At 65.6% G+C, this 17,304-nt stretch carries 12 protein-coding genes; 8 read left to right on the forward strand and 4 right to left on the reverse strand.

The annotated features are described in order from the left end of the window. Nucleotides 1-53: 53 nt before the first annotated feature. The 6 genes from F1640_RS24250 to F1640_RS24275 all read left to right on the forward strand — a co-directional run bounded on the left by F1640_RS24250 (nucleotide 54) and on the right by F1640_RS24275 (nucleotide 9,120). Entirely contained in the window at nucleotides 54-2,324 is a 2,271-nt protein-coding gene (locus tag F1640_RS24250; RefSeq protein WP_194921996.1) for a TonB-dependent receptor, read from the forward strand. Next, nucleotides 2,311-3,375, forward strand: a complete 1,065-nt coding sequence (locus F1640_RS24255) for a DUF1611 domain-containing protein (RefSeq protein WP_370449686.1) — start codon at nucleotides 2,311-2,313, stop codon at nucleotides 3,373-3,375. The genes F1640_RS24250 and F1640_RS24255 overlap by 14 nt, the downstream gene beginning before the upstream one ends. Further along, nucleotides 3,372-4,505 carry a hypothetical protein gene (locus tag F1640_RS24260; protein WP_124809499.1) on the forward strand — a complete coding sequence of 378 codons (1,134 nt, stop codon included), beginning with the start codon at nucleotides 3,372-3,374 and terminating at the stop codon, nucleotides 4,503-4,505. Before F1640_RS24255 ends, F1640_RS24260 begins: the two co-directional genes overlap by 4 nt. Further along, entirely contained in the window at nucleotides 4,502-6,082 is a 1,581-nt protein-coding gene (locus F1640_RS24265; RefSeq protein ID WP_124809501.1) for a serine hydrolase, read from the forward strand. The genes F1640_RS24260 and F1640_RS24265 overlap by 4 nt, the downstream gene beginning before the upstream one ends. 196 nt (nucleotides 6,083-6,278) lie before the next feature. Continuing rightward, nucleotides 6,279-7,892: a DUF1800 domain-containing protein gene (locus F1640_RS24270; RefSeq protein ID WP_124809503.1), complete on the forward strand. Its 1,614-nt coding sequence runs from the start codon at nucleotides 6,279-6,281 to the stop codon at nucleotides 7,890-7,892. A gap of 4 nt (nucleotides 7,893-7,896) precedes the next feature. Beyond that, the gene (locus F1640_RS24275) at nucleotides 7,897-9,120 is read left to right on the forward strand and encodes a DUF1501 domain-containing protein (protein WP_124809505.1); all 1,224 of its coding nucleotides are present in this window, start codon (nucleotides 7,897-7,899) and stop codon (nucleotides 9,118-9,120) included. Nucleotides 9,121-9,141: 21 nt separating this feature from the next. Here the strand turns inward: F1640_RS24275 and F1640_RS24280 are convergent, their stop codons facing one another. Then, nucleotides 9,142-10,038, reverse strand: a complete 897-nt coding sequence (locus F1640_RS24280; protein ID WP_194921998.1) for a helix-turn-helix domain-containing protein — start codon at nucleotides 10,036-10,038, stop codon at nucleotides 9,142-9,144. Nucleotides 10,039-10,187: 149 nt separating this feature from the next. Between F1640_RS24280 and F1640_RS24285 the strand changes: the two genes are divergently transcribed. Then, nucleotides 10,188-11,381 (forward strand): cytochrome P450, encoded by a 1,194-nt coding sequence (locus tag F1640_RS24285; RefSeq protein WP_206694949.1) that lies wholly within the window; start codon nucleotides 10,188-10,190, stop codon nucleotides 11,379-11,381. 167 nt (nucleotides 11,382-11,548) lie between these two features. Here F1640_RS24285 and F1640_RS24290 read toward each other — a convergent pair whose 3' ends face one another. Both F1640_RS24290 and F1640_RS24295 read right to left on the reverse strand, forming a co-directional pair. Then, entirely contained in the window at nucleotides 11,549-12,343 is a 795-nt protein-coding gene (locus tag F1640_RS24290) for a haloacid dehalogenase type II (RefSeq protein WP_124809508.1), read from the reverse strand. Nucleotides 12,344-12,432: 89 nt separating this feature from the next. Continuing rightward, nucleotides 12,433-13,452: an alpha/beta fold hydrolase gene (locus F1640_RS24295; RefSeq protein WP_124809509.1), complete on the reverse strand. Its 1,020-nt coding sequence runs from the start codon at nucleotides 13,450-13,452 to the stop codon at nucleotides 12,433-12,435. Nucleotides 13,453-13,558: 106 nt separating this feature from the next. On the opposite strand from F1640_RS24295, the gene F1640_RS24300 reads away from it, so the two are divergent. Then, nucleotides 13,559-14,230: a LysR family transcriptional regulator gene (locus tag F1640_RS24300; RefSeq protein ID WP_194921999.1), complete on the forward strand. Its 672-nt coding sequence runs from the start codon at nucleotides 13,559-13,561 to the stop codon at nucleotides 14,228-14,230. A gap of 50 nt (nucleotides 14,231-14,280) precedes the next feature. Here the strand turns inward: F1640_RS24300 and F1640_RS24305 are convergent, their stop codons facing one another. Continuing rightward, entirely contained in the window at nucleotides 14,281-17,238 is a 2,958-nt protein-coding gene (locus F1640_RS24305) for a Tn3 family transposase (RefSeq protein WP_031286087.1), read from the reverse strand. Nucleotides 17,239-17,304 lie beyond the last annotated feature (66 nt).

Here is a 17,304-nt window from a genome sequence, read left to right on the forward strand (position 1 = left end):
AGGGCCCTTCCGGCACGCCTTGTCCCAACGGACCCGAATTCGGGAGGAATACCATGAGACCAGCTCGCACCACCTTGCTGATGACCGCTTGCCTGGCGGCCATCGCATCCGGCCCTGCCCTGGCGCAGTCGGCGACCGATTCCGACAAGGGCACGTTCGGCGACGATGAAATCGTCGTGACCGCGCAGAAGCGAGAACAGACCCTGATCGACGTGCCGCAATCGATCTCGGTGGTTTCGGGCGACCTCCTCGAACGATCGCAGGCCAACAACTTCCAGGACTTTCTCAACCACGTCCCGGGCCTTCAGCTCAATCAGGCCACACCCGGCGCGGGCCGTCTGGTGCTGCGTGGCCTCAACACCGGCGGCGTCGCCTCGACGGTGGGTGTCTATGTCGACGAAACGCCGTTCGGCTCGTCGACGGCCCTCGCCAACGGCGCGGTGCTGGCCGGCGATTTCGATACTTTCGACATCGCGCGCGTCGAAGTGCTGCGCGGGCCGCAGGGCACGCTCTATGGCGCCTCCACGCTGGGCGGCCTGATCAAGTACGTCACCAACGCGCCCAAGCTCGGCGCCACCGAAGGCGCGGTGCGCGGCGCGGCTGAGGCGACCAAGGGCGGCGCGATGTCGTACCACGGCAACGCCATGATCAACCTGCCACTGGGCGAGACGCTCGCGTTCCGCGCATCGGGCTTCTACCACAAGAACGGCGGATGGATCGATTCCATCGGCACATCGGGCACGTCGTTCGCCAGCCCGGTCACCTCAGACGTCGCCAGCAACATCAACGACTCCAAGGTCTATGGCGGCCGCGCTTCGCTGCTGTTCAAGCCGAACGAGATGTTCGACGTCCGTCTAACGGCCTATCTCCAGAACATCCGCGCCAATGCGGACTCGTCGGTGGAGAGCGATCCGGCCACGCTGCGCACGCTCTATGGCCGCCCCACCCAGTCGCAGTTCTCGCCCGAATTCACCAATGTCAATTATCGGGTCTACAGCGGCACGATCACCGCCGACCTCGGTTTCGCCACCCTGACCAGCGCGACCAGCTACGCGACGCAGAAGCAGACCTTCCGCGACGACGCGACGTTCAATCTCAGCGGCATCGTGCAGGCATTGCTGGGCGCGCCGGCCAACGATTTCGTGCTCAACCAGAAGGTCAACACGCGCAAGTGGACGCAGGAATTGCGGCTCGCCGGTGCGGTCGGGAACAGCCTCGATTGGTTGATCGGCGGCTATTACAACGATGAAAAGGGCCTGCTGCTGCAGGACTACACCGCCTATACGCCGGGCACGACGACGCCGATCGTCTTCCCCTTCGTGCTGGGCCATGTCGACCTGCAATCCAAGTACAAGGAATATGCGGGCTTCGCCAACCTGACCCTGCATCTCGGCACCATGTTCGATATCGATTTCGGCGGGCGCTATAGCCACAACAAGCAGGTCGCCAGCCAGGCGGCGAGCGGCGTCCTTGCCGGCAATGTGCCGGTCAACAGCAACCTGCGCTCGTCCGACAACGTCTTCACCTATTCGGTGGCGCCCAAGTTCAAGATCAGCGAGCGCGCGACGCTCTATGCCCGCGTCGCCAAGGGCTATCGTCCGGGCGGCCCCAACGTGATCGCGCCGAACGCCCCAGCGGGAACGCCGTCCAGCTTCGATCCGGACACGGCCGTCAGCTACGAAGTAGGCTTCAAGGGCGAGACGGCGGATCGCAGCCTCGGGCTGGACCTGGCGGTGTTCCATATCGACTGGGACAAGATCCAGCTCCTGACGGTGGTCAACGGCTTCGGCGTGAACATCAATGGCGCCGGCGCAAAAAGCCAGGGCGCCGAATTCACCCTGACCATGCGGCCGACCAAGGGCTTCGTGGTTTCGTTCAACGGCGCCTATACCGACGCCAAGCTGAAGGCGGACGCGCCGGCGCTGGTGGGCGGCCGCAAGGGTGATCAACTGCCGTTCACGCCGAAGTATGCCATCTCGCTCAACAGCGATTACGACTGGGATCTGGGCGGAACCACCAAGGCCTTCATCGGCGGTTCGCTGCGCTATCTCTCCAAGCAGAGCGGCAGCTTCGACGCCGCCTTCCGCGCCGCCAACGGCCGGCAGCGCCAGCTTCCTTCCTACGCCACCGTCGATCTGCGCGCGGGCCTGGATTTCGGTAAGTTCGGCATCGAGGCCTACGTCCGCAACCTGACCGATGCGGAAGGCAAGACCTCGACCGGCGCGCTGACCGCGAATGGCTTGCCATTGAACCCGGGCGGGGCGATCATCACCGGCGTTATCCGCCCGCGCACATTCGGACTTTCGCTCAGTGCTCAATACTGATTTTCCACTGGCCGCCGAACCGGCCGCCAAGGCGTCGGGCAGCCTGACGCTGCCCGGCCCTTACCTGCTCTTTCTCGGTGACACGACCGAACCGGGATTTGCCAAGACCGCGTTCGGATTGCGTGACTGGGCGCCAGACCGCTGCGTCGGGGAATTCGTGCTGCCGGGTGCGGCAGTATCCACCGGCCTTCCACGGCTCGAGCTGGAGCAGGCCTATGCCCGTGGCGCCCGTGCATTGCTGATCGGCGTCGCCAGTCCCGGCGGGGCAATCCCGCCGCACTGGGTGCCGAGCTTGCTCGCCGCGCTGGATGCCGGGCTCGACATCGTCGCCGGCATGCATGTGAAGCTGAACGCCATTCCCGAACTGCGCAGCCTGGCCGAAAACAACGGCCGCCGGCTCGTCGATGTCCGCACCCCGCCAGAGGGCGTTAGTGTGGCGACCGGCCGCAAGCGTTCGGGCAGGCGCCTGCTGACCGTTGGCACTGATTGCGCGCTCGGCAAGAAATACACGGCGCTGGCCATCGCCCGGGGGCTGCAGGAGCGCGGGCTGGATGCCACGTTCCGGGCGACCGGGCAGACCGGGATCATGATCGCGGGATCGGGTATCCCGATCGACGCGGTCGTGGCCGATTTCGTCGCCGGTGCCGCCGAGGCGCTGACTCCCGCGGCCGATCCGGCGCATATCGACGTCATCGAGGGCCAGGGTTCGCTCTATCACCCCGCCTATGCGGCAGTATCGCTCGGCCTGCTTCACGGCAGCCAACCCGATCTCTTCGTCGTCTGCCACCAGCCTGGTCGCGAACGCATCCTCGGCATGCCCGACTATGCCGTTCCGGCGATCGAGGATGTCATCGCGCAGACGATCGCGCTGGGCCGGCTGACCAATCCGGCGATCCGCTGCGCCGGTGTCAGCCTCAACACTGCGGGCATGAGCGAGGACGCGGCGGCAGCGGAAATCGCCGCCGTGGCCGCGCGTCTAGGCCTGCCCGTTGCCGATCCGATCCGCGGCGGCATGGCGTTCGAGCGCCTGCTCGACGCCTGCACCGGATGAGCCAAGCCGCTCCGGAGAGCTGGTTCAAGCGGCTCCTCCTGCCGGGGCTATCGTTCAAGGCCGTCGTGATCGGCGGCGGCTATGCCACCGGGCGCGAGATCGCCGAGTTCTTCCTGCCGGCCGGCGCCTGGGGCGGGATCGCCGCGATCGCGCTGGCAACGGCGATCTGGAGCGCGGTCTGCGTGGCGACCTTCCTTGTCGCCCGTGCGGCGCGGGCGCGCGATTATCGCGCCTTCTTCAAAGTGCTGCTGGGCCGTGGCTGGATCCTGTTCGAGATCGCCTATGCGCTGTTCGTGATGCTGCTGCTCGCTGTGTTCGGCGCGGCGGCGGGCGAGATCGTTCACACCACCGGCCTACCGCCGATGGCCGGCACGGTTGCGCTGATGGCCGGCATCGCCGGCTTCGCCGCCTTCGGCAACACGGCGGTCGAGCGGCTGTTCACCTGGGTTTCGGTGCTGCTCTACGGCGTCTATGCGGTGTTCCTCGTCCTCGCGCTGTCGAGCTTCGGAGACCGCATCGCCGCCGCCTTTGCCCAAGGCGCGCCGGCCGGTCACGGCTGGTTTGCCGATTGGTTCGGGGGCGGGCTGACATATGCCAGCTACAACATCATCGGCGCGATCGTGATCCTGCCGGTCACCCGCCACCTCGCCAGCAACCGCGACGCGGTGATTGCCGGGGCGATCGCCGGGCCGCTGGCGATGCTGCCCGCGTTGATGTTCTTCGTGTGCATGGCCGCCTTCCTGCCCGGCATCGCCGGCGAGGCGCTGCCTTCGGACTTTCTGCTGCGCCAGCTTGGCCAGCCCCTGTTCCATGTGCTGTTCCAGCTGATGATCTTCTCCGCGCTGCTCGAAAGCGGCACGGGTGCCGTCCATGCGATCAACGAGCGCATCGCCGCAGCCTGGCGGCACAACCGCGGCGCCCCGCCGACGGTGCCGTGGCGGGCCGCGATCACGATCGCGCTGCTGGTCCTGTGCATGGTGGTGGCCGACCGCGTCGGACTGATCGCGCTGATTGCCAACGGCTATCGCGCGCTCGCCTTCGTGCTCCTTGCCCTTTACATCCTGCCGCTGCTGACGATCGGTCTCTGGCGGTTCCGCAATGGCCAGCTCGCCCCAGGAGAAGCCCGATGAAACGTCTGTCCCTGCTGGCAGGGCTTTGCCTTGCCGCTTCCGTTCCCCACGCTGCCCTTGCCGCGCCACCGGCAGACATCGACGCGCGGATCGAGGCAATCCGCCAGTCCTCGGGCACGCCGGGCATGGCCGTCGCCATCGTCGAGAACGGCAAGGTCGTGCTCGCCAGGGGTTATGGCGAACGCCGGCTTGGCGCGCCCGCGAAAGTGGACGCGGACACGATTTTCATGATCGGTTCGACCGGCAAGGCCCTGACCGCCGCCGCGCTCGCCACGCTGGTCGATGCCGGCAAGATCGGCTGGGACGACAAGGTCATCGACCACATCCCCGATTTCCAGATGTTTGACGCCTGGGTCACGCGCGAGATGACGATCCGCGACCTTCTGGTGCATCGCAGCGGGCTGGGGCTGGGAGCGGGAGACCTGCTCACCGTGCCGCGCGGCGCGATCTCGCGCGACGACCTGATGCGCCGGCTGCGCTACATCAAGCCGGCAACGAGCTTTCGCAGCGGCTATGCCTACGACAACATCCTCTACGGCGTGGCGGGGCTGCTGATCGAGCGCGTCAGTGGGCAGACCTGGGAAGATTACATGAAGGCGCATATCTTCGCGCCGGCCGGGATGCGCGATGCGGCGGCCGACTTCAGGACGCAGACCTCCGCGCCCAATCGCGCGCAGCCGCATGGCCGGGTCGGCATGGTGCGCGGCGATGGCCCGCAAGTGGTGCTCGACGAGCGCGACCAGCTGGGTCGGGCGATGGCCCCGGCGGGCCTGATCGCGATGAGCGCCAACGACATGGCGCGCTGGTTGCAGATCCAGCTCGCCGGCGGCGCGCTGCCCGAAGGCGGCCGCCTGTTCAGCGCGGCGGCCGGCAAGGAGATGTGGTCGCCGGTCACGCCGATCCCGATCACCCCGGCGCCCCAACCGATCGCGGCGACCACGCCGACGTTCGATGCCTATGCGCTGGGCTGGGAAGTGCGTGACTACCACGGCACGCGCATCGTCTGGCACGCCGGCGGGCTGCTCGGCTTCACCTCGATCGTGTGCCTCATTCCCGAAAAGAACGTCGGCTTTGCCATCGAGGTGAATGCCGAGGAGAGCGAGCCGCGCCACGGGCTGATGTACGAACTGATCGATCATTACCTGGGCCTGCCCCGGCAGGACTGGCCGCAGCGCTTCCACGACTATCGCGCCAAGCGCATCGTCGATGCCGTTGCGGCGATGAAGCAGGCGGCGGCCACGCCGGCGCAGGTTGGCCCTTCGCTGCCGCTCGATCGCTATGCCGGGACCTACAGCGATCCCTGGTATGGCAAGCTCGCGGTGGGTTCGGACGCCAAGGGGCTGACGGTCAGCTTCGTGCCCACGGCCGGTATGAGCGGGCGCCTCGTCCACTACCAGTACGATACGTTCATCGCCCAGTTCGACGATCCGGGGATCGAAAAGGCCTATCTCACCTTCCAGCTCGATGCCGACGGCAAGGTATCGTCCATTTCCGCGAAGCCAGTCTCGCCGATTGCCGATTTCAGCTTCGACTACAAAGACCTGCTGTTCACCCCCGCGCCCGAACCGCGCAAGTGATCGGACAAGCCGGTTCCGTCGCTGCGGAGCCGGTTAGCCCACCGGCGACCGGACCTCAAGATGCTGCGGTAACAAATTGTAATATATTATCTATTTGATGAAATATCGGTCATCGGTATGACCGTTCCGCACTATTCATCTCCGCGCAAGGGCGCACGGATCATGGAACCGTGACGATACGGAACGGAGCCACCCGATGCGTCGCTCGCTGCTCGGACAGAATTTGGCCGCCCTTGCCCTGGCGCTGGTCGCAAGACCGGCGCTCGCCGAGGACAAGCCGTCCCCCGATTTCGACCTGGCCCTGGTCAACCGGCTGACCTGGGGGGCAACCTCAGCCGAAGTGCAGCGCATGCGGGCGATGGGTGCGGAAGCCTGGTTGCAGGCGGAGCTGCATCCACCCGCTTCAGAACGATTGCCCCCCGCAGCCCAGGCCATGGTCGATGCCTTGCCGATGCGCGGCCAAAGCACCGTCGCTCTGGTGCGCGATTTCCGCGAACAGGTAACAGCGGCGAAGGCGGCGCAGGCGACAATGTCGCCGCCGGGTCAAGGCGTTGCCTCCGACGGTCCGGCCGCTCCGAACCCGATGCAGGCCGGGCCATTGGGTGCCGCGGCGACACCGCCTGCGCCCACCCCGCAGGACGTACGCCGCGACTTTCTCGGCGAGGCCTTAAAGCAGGACCAGACTAGGCTGATTCTGCGAGCGCTCTATTCGCCCAATCAGCTGCGCGAGCAGCTCACCGCGTTCTGGCTCAACCACTTCAACGTCTATACCGACAAGGCTGAAATCCGGCTGTTCGTGCGGGATTACGAGGATCAGGCCATCCGCCCGCACGCCCTTGGGCGCTTCCGCGATCTGCTGGAGGCGACGCTGCGCTCCCCGGCCATGCTGCAATATCTCGACAACGCCCAGAACGCCAAGGGCCGCATCAACGAGAACTACGCGCGCGAAATCATGGAACTGCACACCATGGGCGTGGGCTCGGGCTATACCCAGAAGGACGTGCAGGAACTCGCGCGCATTCTGACCGGGGTGGGCATCGTCAACCCCGAACGGCCGGAGCGACCGAGCCCCACCAACCCCGCGGCGATCCGCGATGGAATGTTCGCCTTCTATCCCGGCCGCCACGACATGGGCGACAAGGTCTTCCTCGGCCATGTCATCAAGGGATCGGGCTATGACGAGGTGCGCCAGGCGCTCGATATCCTGTGCGCCCAGCCCGCCACCGCCCGGCATGTCTCGCGCCAGCTGGCGCAGTATTTCGTCGCCGACAACCCTCCCCCGGCGCTGATCGAGCGGATGGCGGCGCGCTGGGCGCAAAGCGGGGGCGACATCGCGGCGGTGCTGGACCTGCTGTTCCACAGCCCCGAATTTCAGGCCTCGCTATCCCGACCGCTGCTAAAGGACCCGCAGCACTTCGTGCTCTCGGCGGTGCGGATGGCCTACGACGACCGGTTGATCGCCAATACGCAGCCGATCGTGAACTGGCTGAACCGGCTGGGCCAACCCTTCTACGGTCATCTCACCCCGGACGGCTATCCGCTGGAACGTACCGCGTGGAACGGCCCGGGGCAGATCGAACAACGGTTCGAGATCGCGCAGGCGATCGGCAACGGCTCCGCCGGGCTGTTCAAGGGCGAGGCGCCGTCGAGCGCCCCGCGCCAGGCCTTTCCGGTGCTGCAGGGCGCGCTTTATTACGGCGGGCTGGACAAGCAGTTGTCGCCAGCCACGCGTACCGCGCTGGATCAGGCCGCCAGCCCGCAGGAATGGAATATCCTGTTCCTTGCCTCGCCCGACTTCATGGGGAGATAGCACCATGACCGCATTCCCGTTCTCCCGCCGCGCGTTGCTCGCTGCCGGTCTGGCCGGCGGAGCGCTCGCAGCCAGTTCGCGCGTTCTGGCGGTGCCCGCGCTGGGATCGCAACGCCTGCTCGTGGTGTTTCTGCGCGGCGCTTACGATGCCGCCAATATCGTCGTTCCCGTGTCGAGCGATTTCTACTACGCCGCGCGACCCACGATCGCGATCGCCCGTCCCGATCCGGCCAATCCCAAGGCCGCACTGCCGCTCGATGGCGACTGGGGCCTGCATCCCGCACTGGCGGAGAGCCTCTACCCGCTCTGGCAGAAGCGCCAGCTGGCGTTCGTACCCTTCGCCGGCACCGACGACATGAGCCGCAGCCACTTCGAGACGCAGGATACCATCGAGCTTGGCCAGCCCCTTGCGGGCAGCCGGGACTATCGTTCGGGCTTTCTCGGGCGGCTTGCGGCCACGGTAGCAGGATGCCATCCGATCGCGTTTAGCAACCAGGTGCCCATCGCGTTCCACTCGGCCAGTCTCCAAGTGCCGAACCTGGCGGTGAACACCGTCACCAAGCCCAGCTTCGACGCGCGGCAGCAAAAGCTGATCGAGGCGATGTATGCCACGCCAACGGCACAGGCCCTGGCCCCGCAAGTCGCGGTGACCGAAGGGTTCAGCGTGCGCGAAGACGCCTATGGCGCGTTGCAGGACGAAATGGCCAAGGCCAGTCGCGGAGCGATCAACCCGCGCGGCTTCGAGGCGCAGGCCCGGCGCATCGCCGCGCTAATGCTGGACCGCTTCAACCTCGCGTTCCTCGATGTCGGCGGGTGGGACACGCACACCAACCAGGGCGCGGCCGATGGCGCACTGGCCAACCGGATCGGCGATCTGGGGCGGGGCCTGGCCGCTTTCGCTGAGGCCAGCGGGCCGCAATGGACCAATACCACGGTGATCGTCATTTCCGAATTCGGCCGCACCTTTCGCGAAAACGGCAACAAGGGCACCGATCACGGGCATGGCAGCACCTATTGGGTGCTGGGCGGCAATGTGCGGGGCGGACGCATGGTCGGCCCGCAAGTGCGCGTTTCGGCCGACACGCTCAACCAACAGCGCGATTTTCCGGTCCTGACGGATTACCGGGCGATGCTCGGCGGCATTTTCGCGCGGCTCTATGGTCTCAGCGCCCGGCAGGTGGCAGCGGTTTTTCCGGAAATGCCGCCGGTGGACCTGGGCCTCGTTTAACCGACATTCCGTGCCATTCCATCACCGTTCCAACCCTTCCCATGCCCTTTGCGCGCGGAAGGCGCTGGCCGTTTCGCCGGTGCGATTCTTGAAGAACCGGGCGAAATAGGCGGGATCTTCGAAGCCCAGACGATGCGCAATCTGCGCCATGCCCATTCCGGTAAAGGCCAGAAAGCGCATCGCTTCCAATGCCAGGCGATCGTGCAGGAGATCGCCCGGGGACTTGTCCACGACAGCCCTGCACGCTCGCGTCAGGGTCGATGAGGTGACGCCAAGGGCGTAGGCGTACCGCTCGATCGGCCAGTGATCGCGATACTGCGCTTCGATCATTCCACGATAGCGGCCCACCAGAACCGCGCGGCGGTCCTTTCCGGCATCCTGCGGCAGGGATGCGGCCAGCGTTTCGCCCAGCGTGGCGAGAACGAGGCCAAGCTGCGCGATCAGCGCCGGGGTGGCGCGAAGCCCCTGCTCCAGCCGGTCTGCCATATCGGCGAGCAGCCAGCTCAGCCGGGCGCGCTGCCGGTCTTCCGTCTCCAGCGGGATCACGCGCAGGCCGCCGCCATCGAGACCCAGTCCTTCCAGCAGACCGGCGATGCGCGGATCGTGCAAAAGCGCGATGGCCATGGAAAGGACCCAGCCTTCAGCCGCGACAGCAAAGCGAAAGGCGTGAACACACCCGCTGGGCACGATCATGCAGGCCGGCGCCGCGATCTTGCGCGCCGAACCATCGCTGGCGACATCGACAGTTCCGGTTTCGATCATCAGCACTTGCGCCATGCCGGGATGGCTGTGCGGCGCGATGGTCCAATCGTGCAGGCTGGAGCGATCGGCAATCCGCTCGATATGGACAAACTCCGGACCGATGGTGCGGCCATCCTCGCCATAGAGCGTGAACCGCTTCACTTCCTTGCCGCGCATGACAGGCCCCTTCCTTCACCAAGATGGCCAGAGTGCGCGAAAAGTGCAAGAAATTGCCGCAAAGCTGCGTGGCAGCGGCGATCCGCGCGGGGCATGATGCGGGCCTGTGCCACAAGGCACGAGAGAAGTTGCCGAGAGAGGATAGCGCGATGAACGATGCCCCGGTGATGGAGCGCGCGGCGTTCCGTTTCGACCCTTATTCTCCCGCGATCGATGCCGATCCATTTCCCGCCTACAAGACGCTGCGCGACGAATACCCCTGCTTCTGGTCGGAAGAGGCGGGAATGTGGGTGCTGTCGCGCTATCAGGACGTCTTGAACGCCCTGCAGGACTGGCGCACCTACAGTTCGGCCAAGGGAAACCTGGTCAACGAGTTTCCCGGCCGTGCCGGGGCCACGCTGGGCAGCAGCGATCCGCCGCGCCATGACCGGCTGCGCGCGCTGATCCAGTCCGCCGTGACGAAACGGGCGCTTGAGCACATCATCGAACCGACGCGCGCCTCGTGCCGCAAGCACCTAGCCGCGCTGGAAGGCAGGCCGGTGTTCGATCTGGTCAACGATTATACCGGGAAGGTAACGGTCGATCTCCTGTTCCACCTTTTCGCGCTTCCGGCCGAAGGGGCGGACCAGGTCCGCGACAATGCGGTGCTGATGGTGCAGACCGATCCCGTCACCCGGCAGAAGACCGAGGCGCACCTCTCGGCGTTCCGCTGGATGGCCGACTATGCCGAACGGCTGGTGCAGGCGCGCAAGAAGGCACCGGGCGAGGATCTGCTGTCGAACTTCATCACCGCCGAAATCGACGGCGAGAAGCTGCTCGACCGGGAAGTGCAGTTGACGGTGACGACGCTGATCATGGCCGGGATCGAAAGCCTTTCCGGCTTCATGGCGATGTTCGGGCTGAACCTGGCGGACTATCCCGAAGCGCGGCGCGCGCTGGTCGCCGATCCGGCGCTGATCCCCGATGCGATCGAGGAATCGCTGCGGTTCAATACATCGGCCCAGCGGTTCAAGCGGTGCCTGACGCGCGATGTGGATCTGCATGGCCAGACGATGAAGGCCGGAGATTTCGTAATCCTGGCCTATGGCGCCGCCAACCGCGACGAACGCATGTTCGATAACCCCGATGTCTATGACATCGCCCGGCGCGCAAAGCGGCATCTGGGTTTCGGCGGCGGCGTTCACGCCTGCCTCGGCTCGATGATCGGCCGCCTGGCGACGCAGATCGCCTACGAGGAACTGCTGGCGCGGATACCGGAATTTGCCCGGACGCAAGCCGTGCTGGACTGGGTGCCCTCGTCCAATTTCCGCAGCCCCAAGGCCCTGCCGCTGACGCGCGGCTGACGCCGTTGTCAGCAACTTGCAATTCATGCAAGCCGAACCCCGTTCTTCGCACTTGCAGGAAGGTGGTCAGACCGCTTTAGAGAACGGGCCTTTCAGGCATCCTCTCCCAAACTTTCCAAGGCCAGCCTTCGTGCTGGCCTTTCTTTTTTCGCAAGCGATAACTTCGGCTATCGGACGAGCCGGTCGACAGCCTCAAGATCCGGTCCGGCGCTGTCGGGATGCGGCGAGAGCGTTTCTTCCGGCACGCTCAGGCGGTTGATCCAGGCGGTACGGTAGCCGAACCAGCTCGCGCCCAAGGCATCCCACCCTCCGAACGCGACGAAGCCGATCTCCTGCGCCGTCAGGCCGAAATGCGCCGGCCCCATCGCATAGGCGCAGGGCGATGGCTTGAATGCCCGGACCCGGTCGGTGCTCAATGGCGTCTCGAACAGACCGCCCAATCCGTTCCGGCGCGTGTTCGCGATCAGCACTTCGGCTTCGAGATTGGACAGGAAGGCAAGACGGATGCCGGCGCTGCGCCACCGTTCAAGCGCGGCTGCCGCATCGGGCCAGGCCGGAAGCTGCCCGAACACCGCCACCAGATCGCGCCGGATCGCTGGCGTCAGCGGGATGCCCATGGCTTGCGCGCTGAAATCCAGCGCGGCATCGGCCAACCGACCGAACCCGCTGTAGCGGCCTGCCGCCGTTTCCAGCCATGACAGCGCGAACAGCTTGTTCGTCCATGCCGCAGCCAAAGCCGCGCCCCGGTCCGGCACGGCCGACACCACCGCCGCGGAGACGGCGCGCGGGTCGAATATCGTGAAGCCATCGAATGCAAGGGCACGGATCGGTCGCGCCTCCCCATTGGGCGCGCCTCGCAAGGGAGACGCGACGGCCCTGCGCACGGCGGAAAAGGCGGCCATGCCGCCAAGCGCAAGGCTCAGGAAATGGCGGCGCTTCGGAAACCGTTGGAAATCGCTCATCTCGGGACCTGCTCCGCTCCGCATGGTACAGGGCAGCCGGTGCGGAGGGGGAGCACCGGCTGCCACCGGCCCGAAGGCCGGACGATGCCTCAGCGGGCCTTGGCGACCTGCCGATCGTAGAAATCGATCATGTGCCCCGCGATGTAGGGGAGGTTGTCCTCGGTCGCGAAATGCCCCGCGTTCAGCCGGTGCATTTCCGCCTTGGGCAAATCGCGCAGGAAGGCTTCGCCGCCGGCAGGCAGGAAGAACGGATCGTGCTGGCCCCAGAAGATCACCGTCTTCGGCTGGCGGTCGCGCAGCAGCTTCTGCCACGCCGGGTAGAGCGGCGGGTTCGTCCGGTAATCGTAGAACAGGTCGAGCTGGATACGCAGGTTGTTGGGGCGGGCGACGAAGGCGCTGTCACTGAGCCAGGCATCGGGACTGACCAGCTCCGGGTGGCCCGCGCCAGCGAGATAGACGCCCTTGATCCCCTCCGGCGTGTTGAACGCGGCGAGCGGCTTTTCTGTTTCGGCATTGCGGTTGACCCACAGCGCATTGCGGAAGCCGTCCCACGCGGGCGAGAAGCCTTCCTCGTAAGCGTTTGAATTCTGGACCACGAGCCAGTCCAGCGCCGCCGGATTGCGCGAAACGATGCGGAAGCCCACCGGGCCGCCATAATCCTGCACGAACAGGCCGTAGTGGTCGAAGCCCTTGGCCGCCAGGAACTTTTCGATCGTGCGGGAAATGCCCTCGAACGAGTAGGCATAGCTCACGGGATCGGGGGCGTCGCTGTTGCCGAAGCCCTGGTAGTCGGGAGCGATTACATGGAAGCGGCGTGCAAGCAGCGGGATCATATCGCGGAACTGGTGCGAGGACGACGGCCAGCCATGCAGCAGAACCAGATTGGGAAGGCTGGCGTCTCCGGCTTCGCGGTAAGCGATGTTCAGCCCGTCCACGGGGACCGTGCCGTAGCGTACCTGTGCCGGATCGGCGACGGTGGTAATCGGGTGTTCGAGCGTTCCGGCGGCCAGCGCGGGCGCGGCAAGGCCGGCCACGGCAACCGCGCCGGTCAGTGCGACGCCAGCGATGCGTCCGGCGATCCGGGACGCTGTCGGGGAAGTATCAGACATGGAATTCCTCATCGGCTAGGGGCGATGGGAATGATCTATGTAATCCCGATATGATGGAGTATCCTGCCAATTCAGGAAGCATTGTTCTAAATTATGGAAGAGTTTGATGGACCGGTTCGATGCCATGCGAACGCTGCTGGCCGCCATCGAAGGCGGGAGCCTGACCGCCGCGTCCCGCGCCCTCGGCATGCCGCTGGCCACGGTCAGCCGCAAGATTTCCGATCTGGAAAGCCATCTCGGCACGCGCCTGGTGGTACGCACGACGCGGCGGTTGCAGCTTACCGAGGCCGGGGCGCATTACGTCGCCAGCGCCCGCCGCATTCTCGATGACGTCGAGGAAGCGGAGCGCCTGGCCATGGGCGAATACCGCGCGCCGCGCGGGCACCTGACCATCACCGCCCCGCTGATGTTCGGACGGCTCCATGTCGAACCCGTGGTGCGCGAATTCCTGCAGGCCTATCCCGAAATCGACGTGCGGCTGGTGCTGGCCGACTATGTGGTGAACCTGATTGATGATCGCGTCGATGCCGCCGTGCGCATCGGCGCGCTGCCCGACAGCACGATGGTGGCGACGCGGCTGGGCGAGGTGGTCTGGCGGGTCTGCGCCAGCCCTGCCTACATTGCCGCGCGGGGCGCGCCTGTCGCGCCCGAGGATGTATCACAGCACGATTGCGTGCTGTTTGACGGCATATATGGAACGAACGTGTGGCGCTTTGGCCGGGGCAAGGATGCTCAGGCCGTGACGGTAAAGCCCCGCCTCTCGGTCAATTCGGGGTGACTACACGAAAGTGACGTATCTGCACGGAAAGGGCGAACGGATAGCGAACGTCACGCGGCAAGTAGGGAGTTGACGGCGCGCAGCGGTCGCAAGGCGTCCGGATCGGGTTGATCTTCAACATTCCAGCTATAGTCACCGGTCAGCGAGATATGCTCCCAGCCCAATGGCGCGATGTGGCGTGCGATTTCGTCGGCTGTGCCGATGTCCGCCAGCGCCATTTCGAGATAGCGAGTGTTCCACAAGATGATGGCGGCGACGAGCAGGTTGAGGCCGGAGGCGCGATAGGTCTGGTTCTCGAACCGACGATCGCGCAGTTCGCCGAGCTGGTTGAAGAAGAGCGCGCGGGCGAGCGCGTTGCGGGCTTCGCCTTTGTTGAGGCCCGCCTGGGTGCGCCGGCGCAGGTCGATGTCGCGCAGCCAGTCGAGCATGAAAATGGAGCGTTCGAGGCGGCCCAGCTCGCGTAGTGCGAGGGCCAGTCCGTTCTGTCGCGGATAGGCGGACAAGCGGCGCAGCATTGCCGAAGCAGTGACGGTGCCGGTGCGGATCGACGTGGCGAACCGCAGCAGTTCGTCCCAATGCGCCGCGACATGACCCAATGCGATCGGTTCGGCCGTCATGCCGGCAAGCAAGGGGCCGGATTCTTGGCCGGGAAGGAGGTGTAAACGACGCTCCTTGATGTCGCGCAGGCGCGGCGCGAAGCGGTAGCCGAAGAAGGGCATGAGGCCGAACACATGGTCCGATGCCCCGCCCGTATCGGTGTAGTGCTCCTCGATCGTCAGGCCGGTCTGGTGATACAGCAAGCCATCCAGCACATAGGGCGCTTCGCCAGCGGTCGCCGCGATCACCCGACTTGCGAAGGGGTCATATCGATCCGAGACATGGGTGTAGAAGGCAACGCCTGGTTCGTTGCCGCTGCGCGCGTTGATGTCGCCGATCGCGGCCCCACGGCCCCCGGCATGAAATTGCTGTCCGTCGCTCGACGAAGTGGTGCCGTCTCCCCACAGCGCGGCGAGCGGCATGGCGCGATGGGCGTCGATCAGCCTTCCCAACGCTTCGCCATAGGCGGCTTCGCTGATGTGCCAGTCGTGAAGATGGGCGAGCTGACGCAGACTTGCGCCCCGGCAGGTTTCCGCCATGCGTGTGAGGCCGAGATTGATGCCATCGGCGAGGATGACCGTGAGCAGCGCATTGCGATCGTCGGCTTCCCGGCCCGAACGACGATGGATGAAGCATTCGCTGAACCCGGTCCAGGCATCGACCTCCAGCAGAAGATCGGTGATCTTCACGCGCGGCAGTCGATCATAGGCGGCGCGACGGGCAATCTCGGTGGCGGGCGGTGTTGCCGCCTTCAGCGGCGAGATGATGAGACCGTTTTCGTCAAGCTTAACCTGGGGCAGCTCCCCTTGCCGTGCAAGGACCGTTACCTGCTCGATCGCCGTGTCGAGCCTGGTGCGCCGTTCCTCGATATGGCGCTCGAAATCCGTTTCGATGGCGAGCGGCAACGGCCCCTTCTCGCGCAGCGCCGCAAAGGTCGCCGGCGGTATGAGATAGCTGTCGAAATCGCGAAACTGCCGGCTTCCCGCGACCCATATATCCCCGGCTCGCAACCGCTCGCGTAGTTGCGACAAGGCGCATAGTTCATAAGCGGCACGATCAACGATGCCATCCCGCAGGACGAACGGGCGCCATGCGGGCGGCACAAAGCGTAGCGGCACGCGATCAGGCAAGCGCCGTTTGCCGGTCCGATATAGCTCCGCGATGATGGCCAGCGCTGACAGGAGCCCCTGAACCGCGCCGGCGCCGCGAAACTCGAAGGCGTTGAGAAAAGCGCCGACAAAGAGCTTCACCGTCCGATGCCGCTCGATCAATTCGGCGGTGCGATCGACGGTTTCCGGTCGCCCGAGCACTTCGGCCTGCTCGACGGCCACGGCGAAGTGCTGCCAGTCCAGCGCCTCGATCTGCGCCAGAGAATCCACGCCCTTGCTGCGCGCGTCGATGAGGAGGCGGCAAGACCCCGTGAGCGTCCGGAGGTGGCCTTGCAACTCGCGCACCGTCTTGAGGGCTTTGTCGCGGGTCCGGTTCTCGGCGCGGCGCGCCATGCTGCCCAACAGCTTGTCGAACATCGTCAGGGTGGCGTCGGTCAGGCTTTCCTCAAGCCGGATGCCGGTTGCCGCCAGCGTCGCATGGCGGCGCAGGGCATTGAGTTCGCCAAGGTGCTGGGGTGTGATGCGGCTGCCTTCGTCCGCCAGCCTGTCAAAAGTCAAAGCCGGGATCATGTCGGCACGGGCGCGATCGAGGCCCAGCGCGCGGATATAGGCGAGCCGTTCGATCAGGCGCAGGATGTTGCGCGCTGCCGGCGATTGTGGCGCATTGCGCATCCAGGATAGCCATGTCGCGACCTGCCCCGGTCGTCGGGCCAGCAAATCGTCCAGGCCCTGAAGGGTGTCAGGCAGCAGGCCATTCGTGAGCACTTCATAGGTAAGCTGTTCGGCTTGCTGGCGCGCCCGCCGCAGCACCGCTTCGAGAATCGACGGAGAAGGCAGGAGGATCTGCAGGCGCCGGAGTTCATCGACGATGACGTCTGCCATCTGGCCGGGGTGTATGATGGTCTGCGCGATTGGGACCGAGAAGGCGACAACTTCACGGAAAGCGTTGCGGTCAAAAATCCTGAACCCGTGCGATCGTCGGATTTCGACGAGATGCTCGCGACGGGTCTGGTCCCGATGGGCATAATCCGCGAAGGCTGCCGGCGCGACGCCGAGTTGCTGCGCCACATAGGCGAGCACAGGAGCGGGCGGGACTTCGCCCGCTTCCAGCGCACGGCCAGGCCATCTCATATATAGCATGAGCATCGCATAGCCGAGCCGGGTGGCATCGCCGCGACGGCGGCCGACAATTTCCAGGTCGTCGCTGGTCAGCGTATAATGACGCGCGATCTCGCGCTCATCGAGCGGCGCGCCATAATGCCTCGCCCAGATTTCCAGGCTCACCAGTCGCCGTCTCGCCAAGCATCATCTCCTTCGCTTTGCGTGTCCGTCAGACGGTCCTCTGGCGGCCAACAGGAATATGTCCGT

The organism is Novosphingobium sp. NBM11 (assembly GCF_015390225.1).
Lineage (GTDB): Bacteria > Pseudomonadota > Alphaproteobacteria > Sphingomonadales > Sphingomonadaceae > Novosphingobium.

Excerpts from the sequence above, each read along its gene's own strand:
- F1640_RS24285 (WP_206694949.1), top strand. The coding sequence starts at position 10,188 with ATGAACGATGCCCCGGTGATGGAGCGCGCGGCGTTCCGTTTCGACCCT.
- F1640_RS24275 (WP_124809505.1), top strand. The coding sequence starts at position 7,897 with ATGACCGCATTCCCGTTCTCCCGCCGCGCGTTGCTCGCTGCCGGTCTG.
- F1640_RS24295 (WP_124809509.1), bottom strand. The coding sequence starts at position 13,452 with ATGTCTGATACTTCCCCGACAGCGTCCCGGATCGCCGGACGCATCGCT.
- F1640_RS24270 (WP_124809503.1), top strand. The coding sequence starts at position 6,279 with ATGCGTCGCTCGCTGCTCGGACAGAATTTGGCCGCCCTTGCCCTGGCG.
- F1640_RS24280 (WP_194921998.1), bottom strand. The coding sequence starts at position 10,038 with ATGCGCGGCAAGGAAGTGAAGCGGTTCACGCTCTATGGCGAGGATGGC.
- F1640_RS24260 (WP_124809499.1), top strand. The coding sequence starts at position 3,372 with ATGAGCCAAGCCGCTCCGGAGAGCTGGTTCAAGCGGCTCCTCCTGCCG.
- F1640_RS24290 (WP_124809508.1), bottom strand. The coding sequence starts at position 12,343 with ATGAGCGATTTCCAACGGTTTCCGAAGCGCCGCCATTTCCTGAGCCTT.
- F1640_RS24265 (WP_124809501.1), top strand. The coding sequence starts at position 4,502 with ATGAAACGTCTGTCCCTGCTGGCAGGGCTTTGCCTTGCCGCTTCCGTT.
- F1640_RS24300 (WP_194921999.1), top strand. The coding sequence starts at position 13,559 with ATGGACCGGTTCGATGCCATGCGAACGCTGCTGGCCGCCATCGAAGGC.
- F1640_RS24250 (WP_194921996.1), top strand. The coding sequence starts at position 54 with ATGAGACCAGCTCGCACCACCTTGCTGATGACCGCTTGCCTGGCGGCC.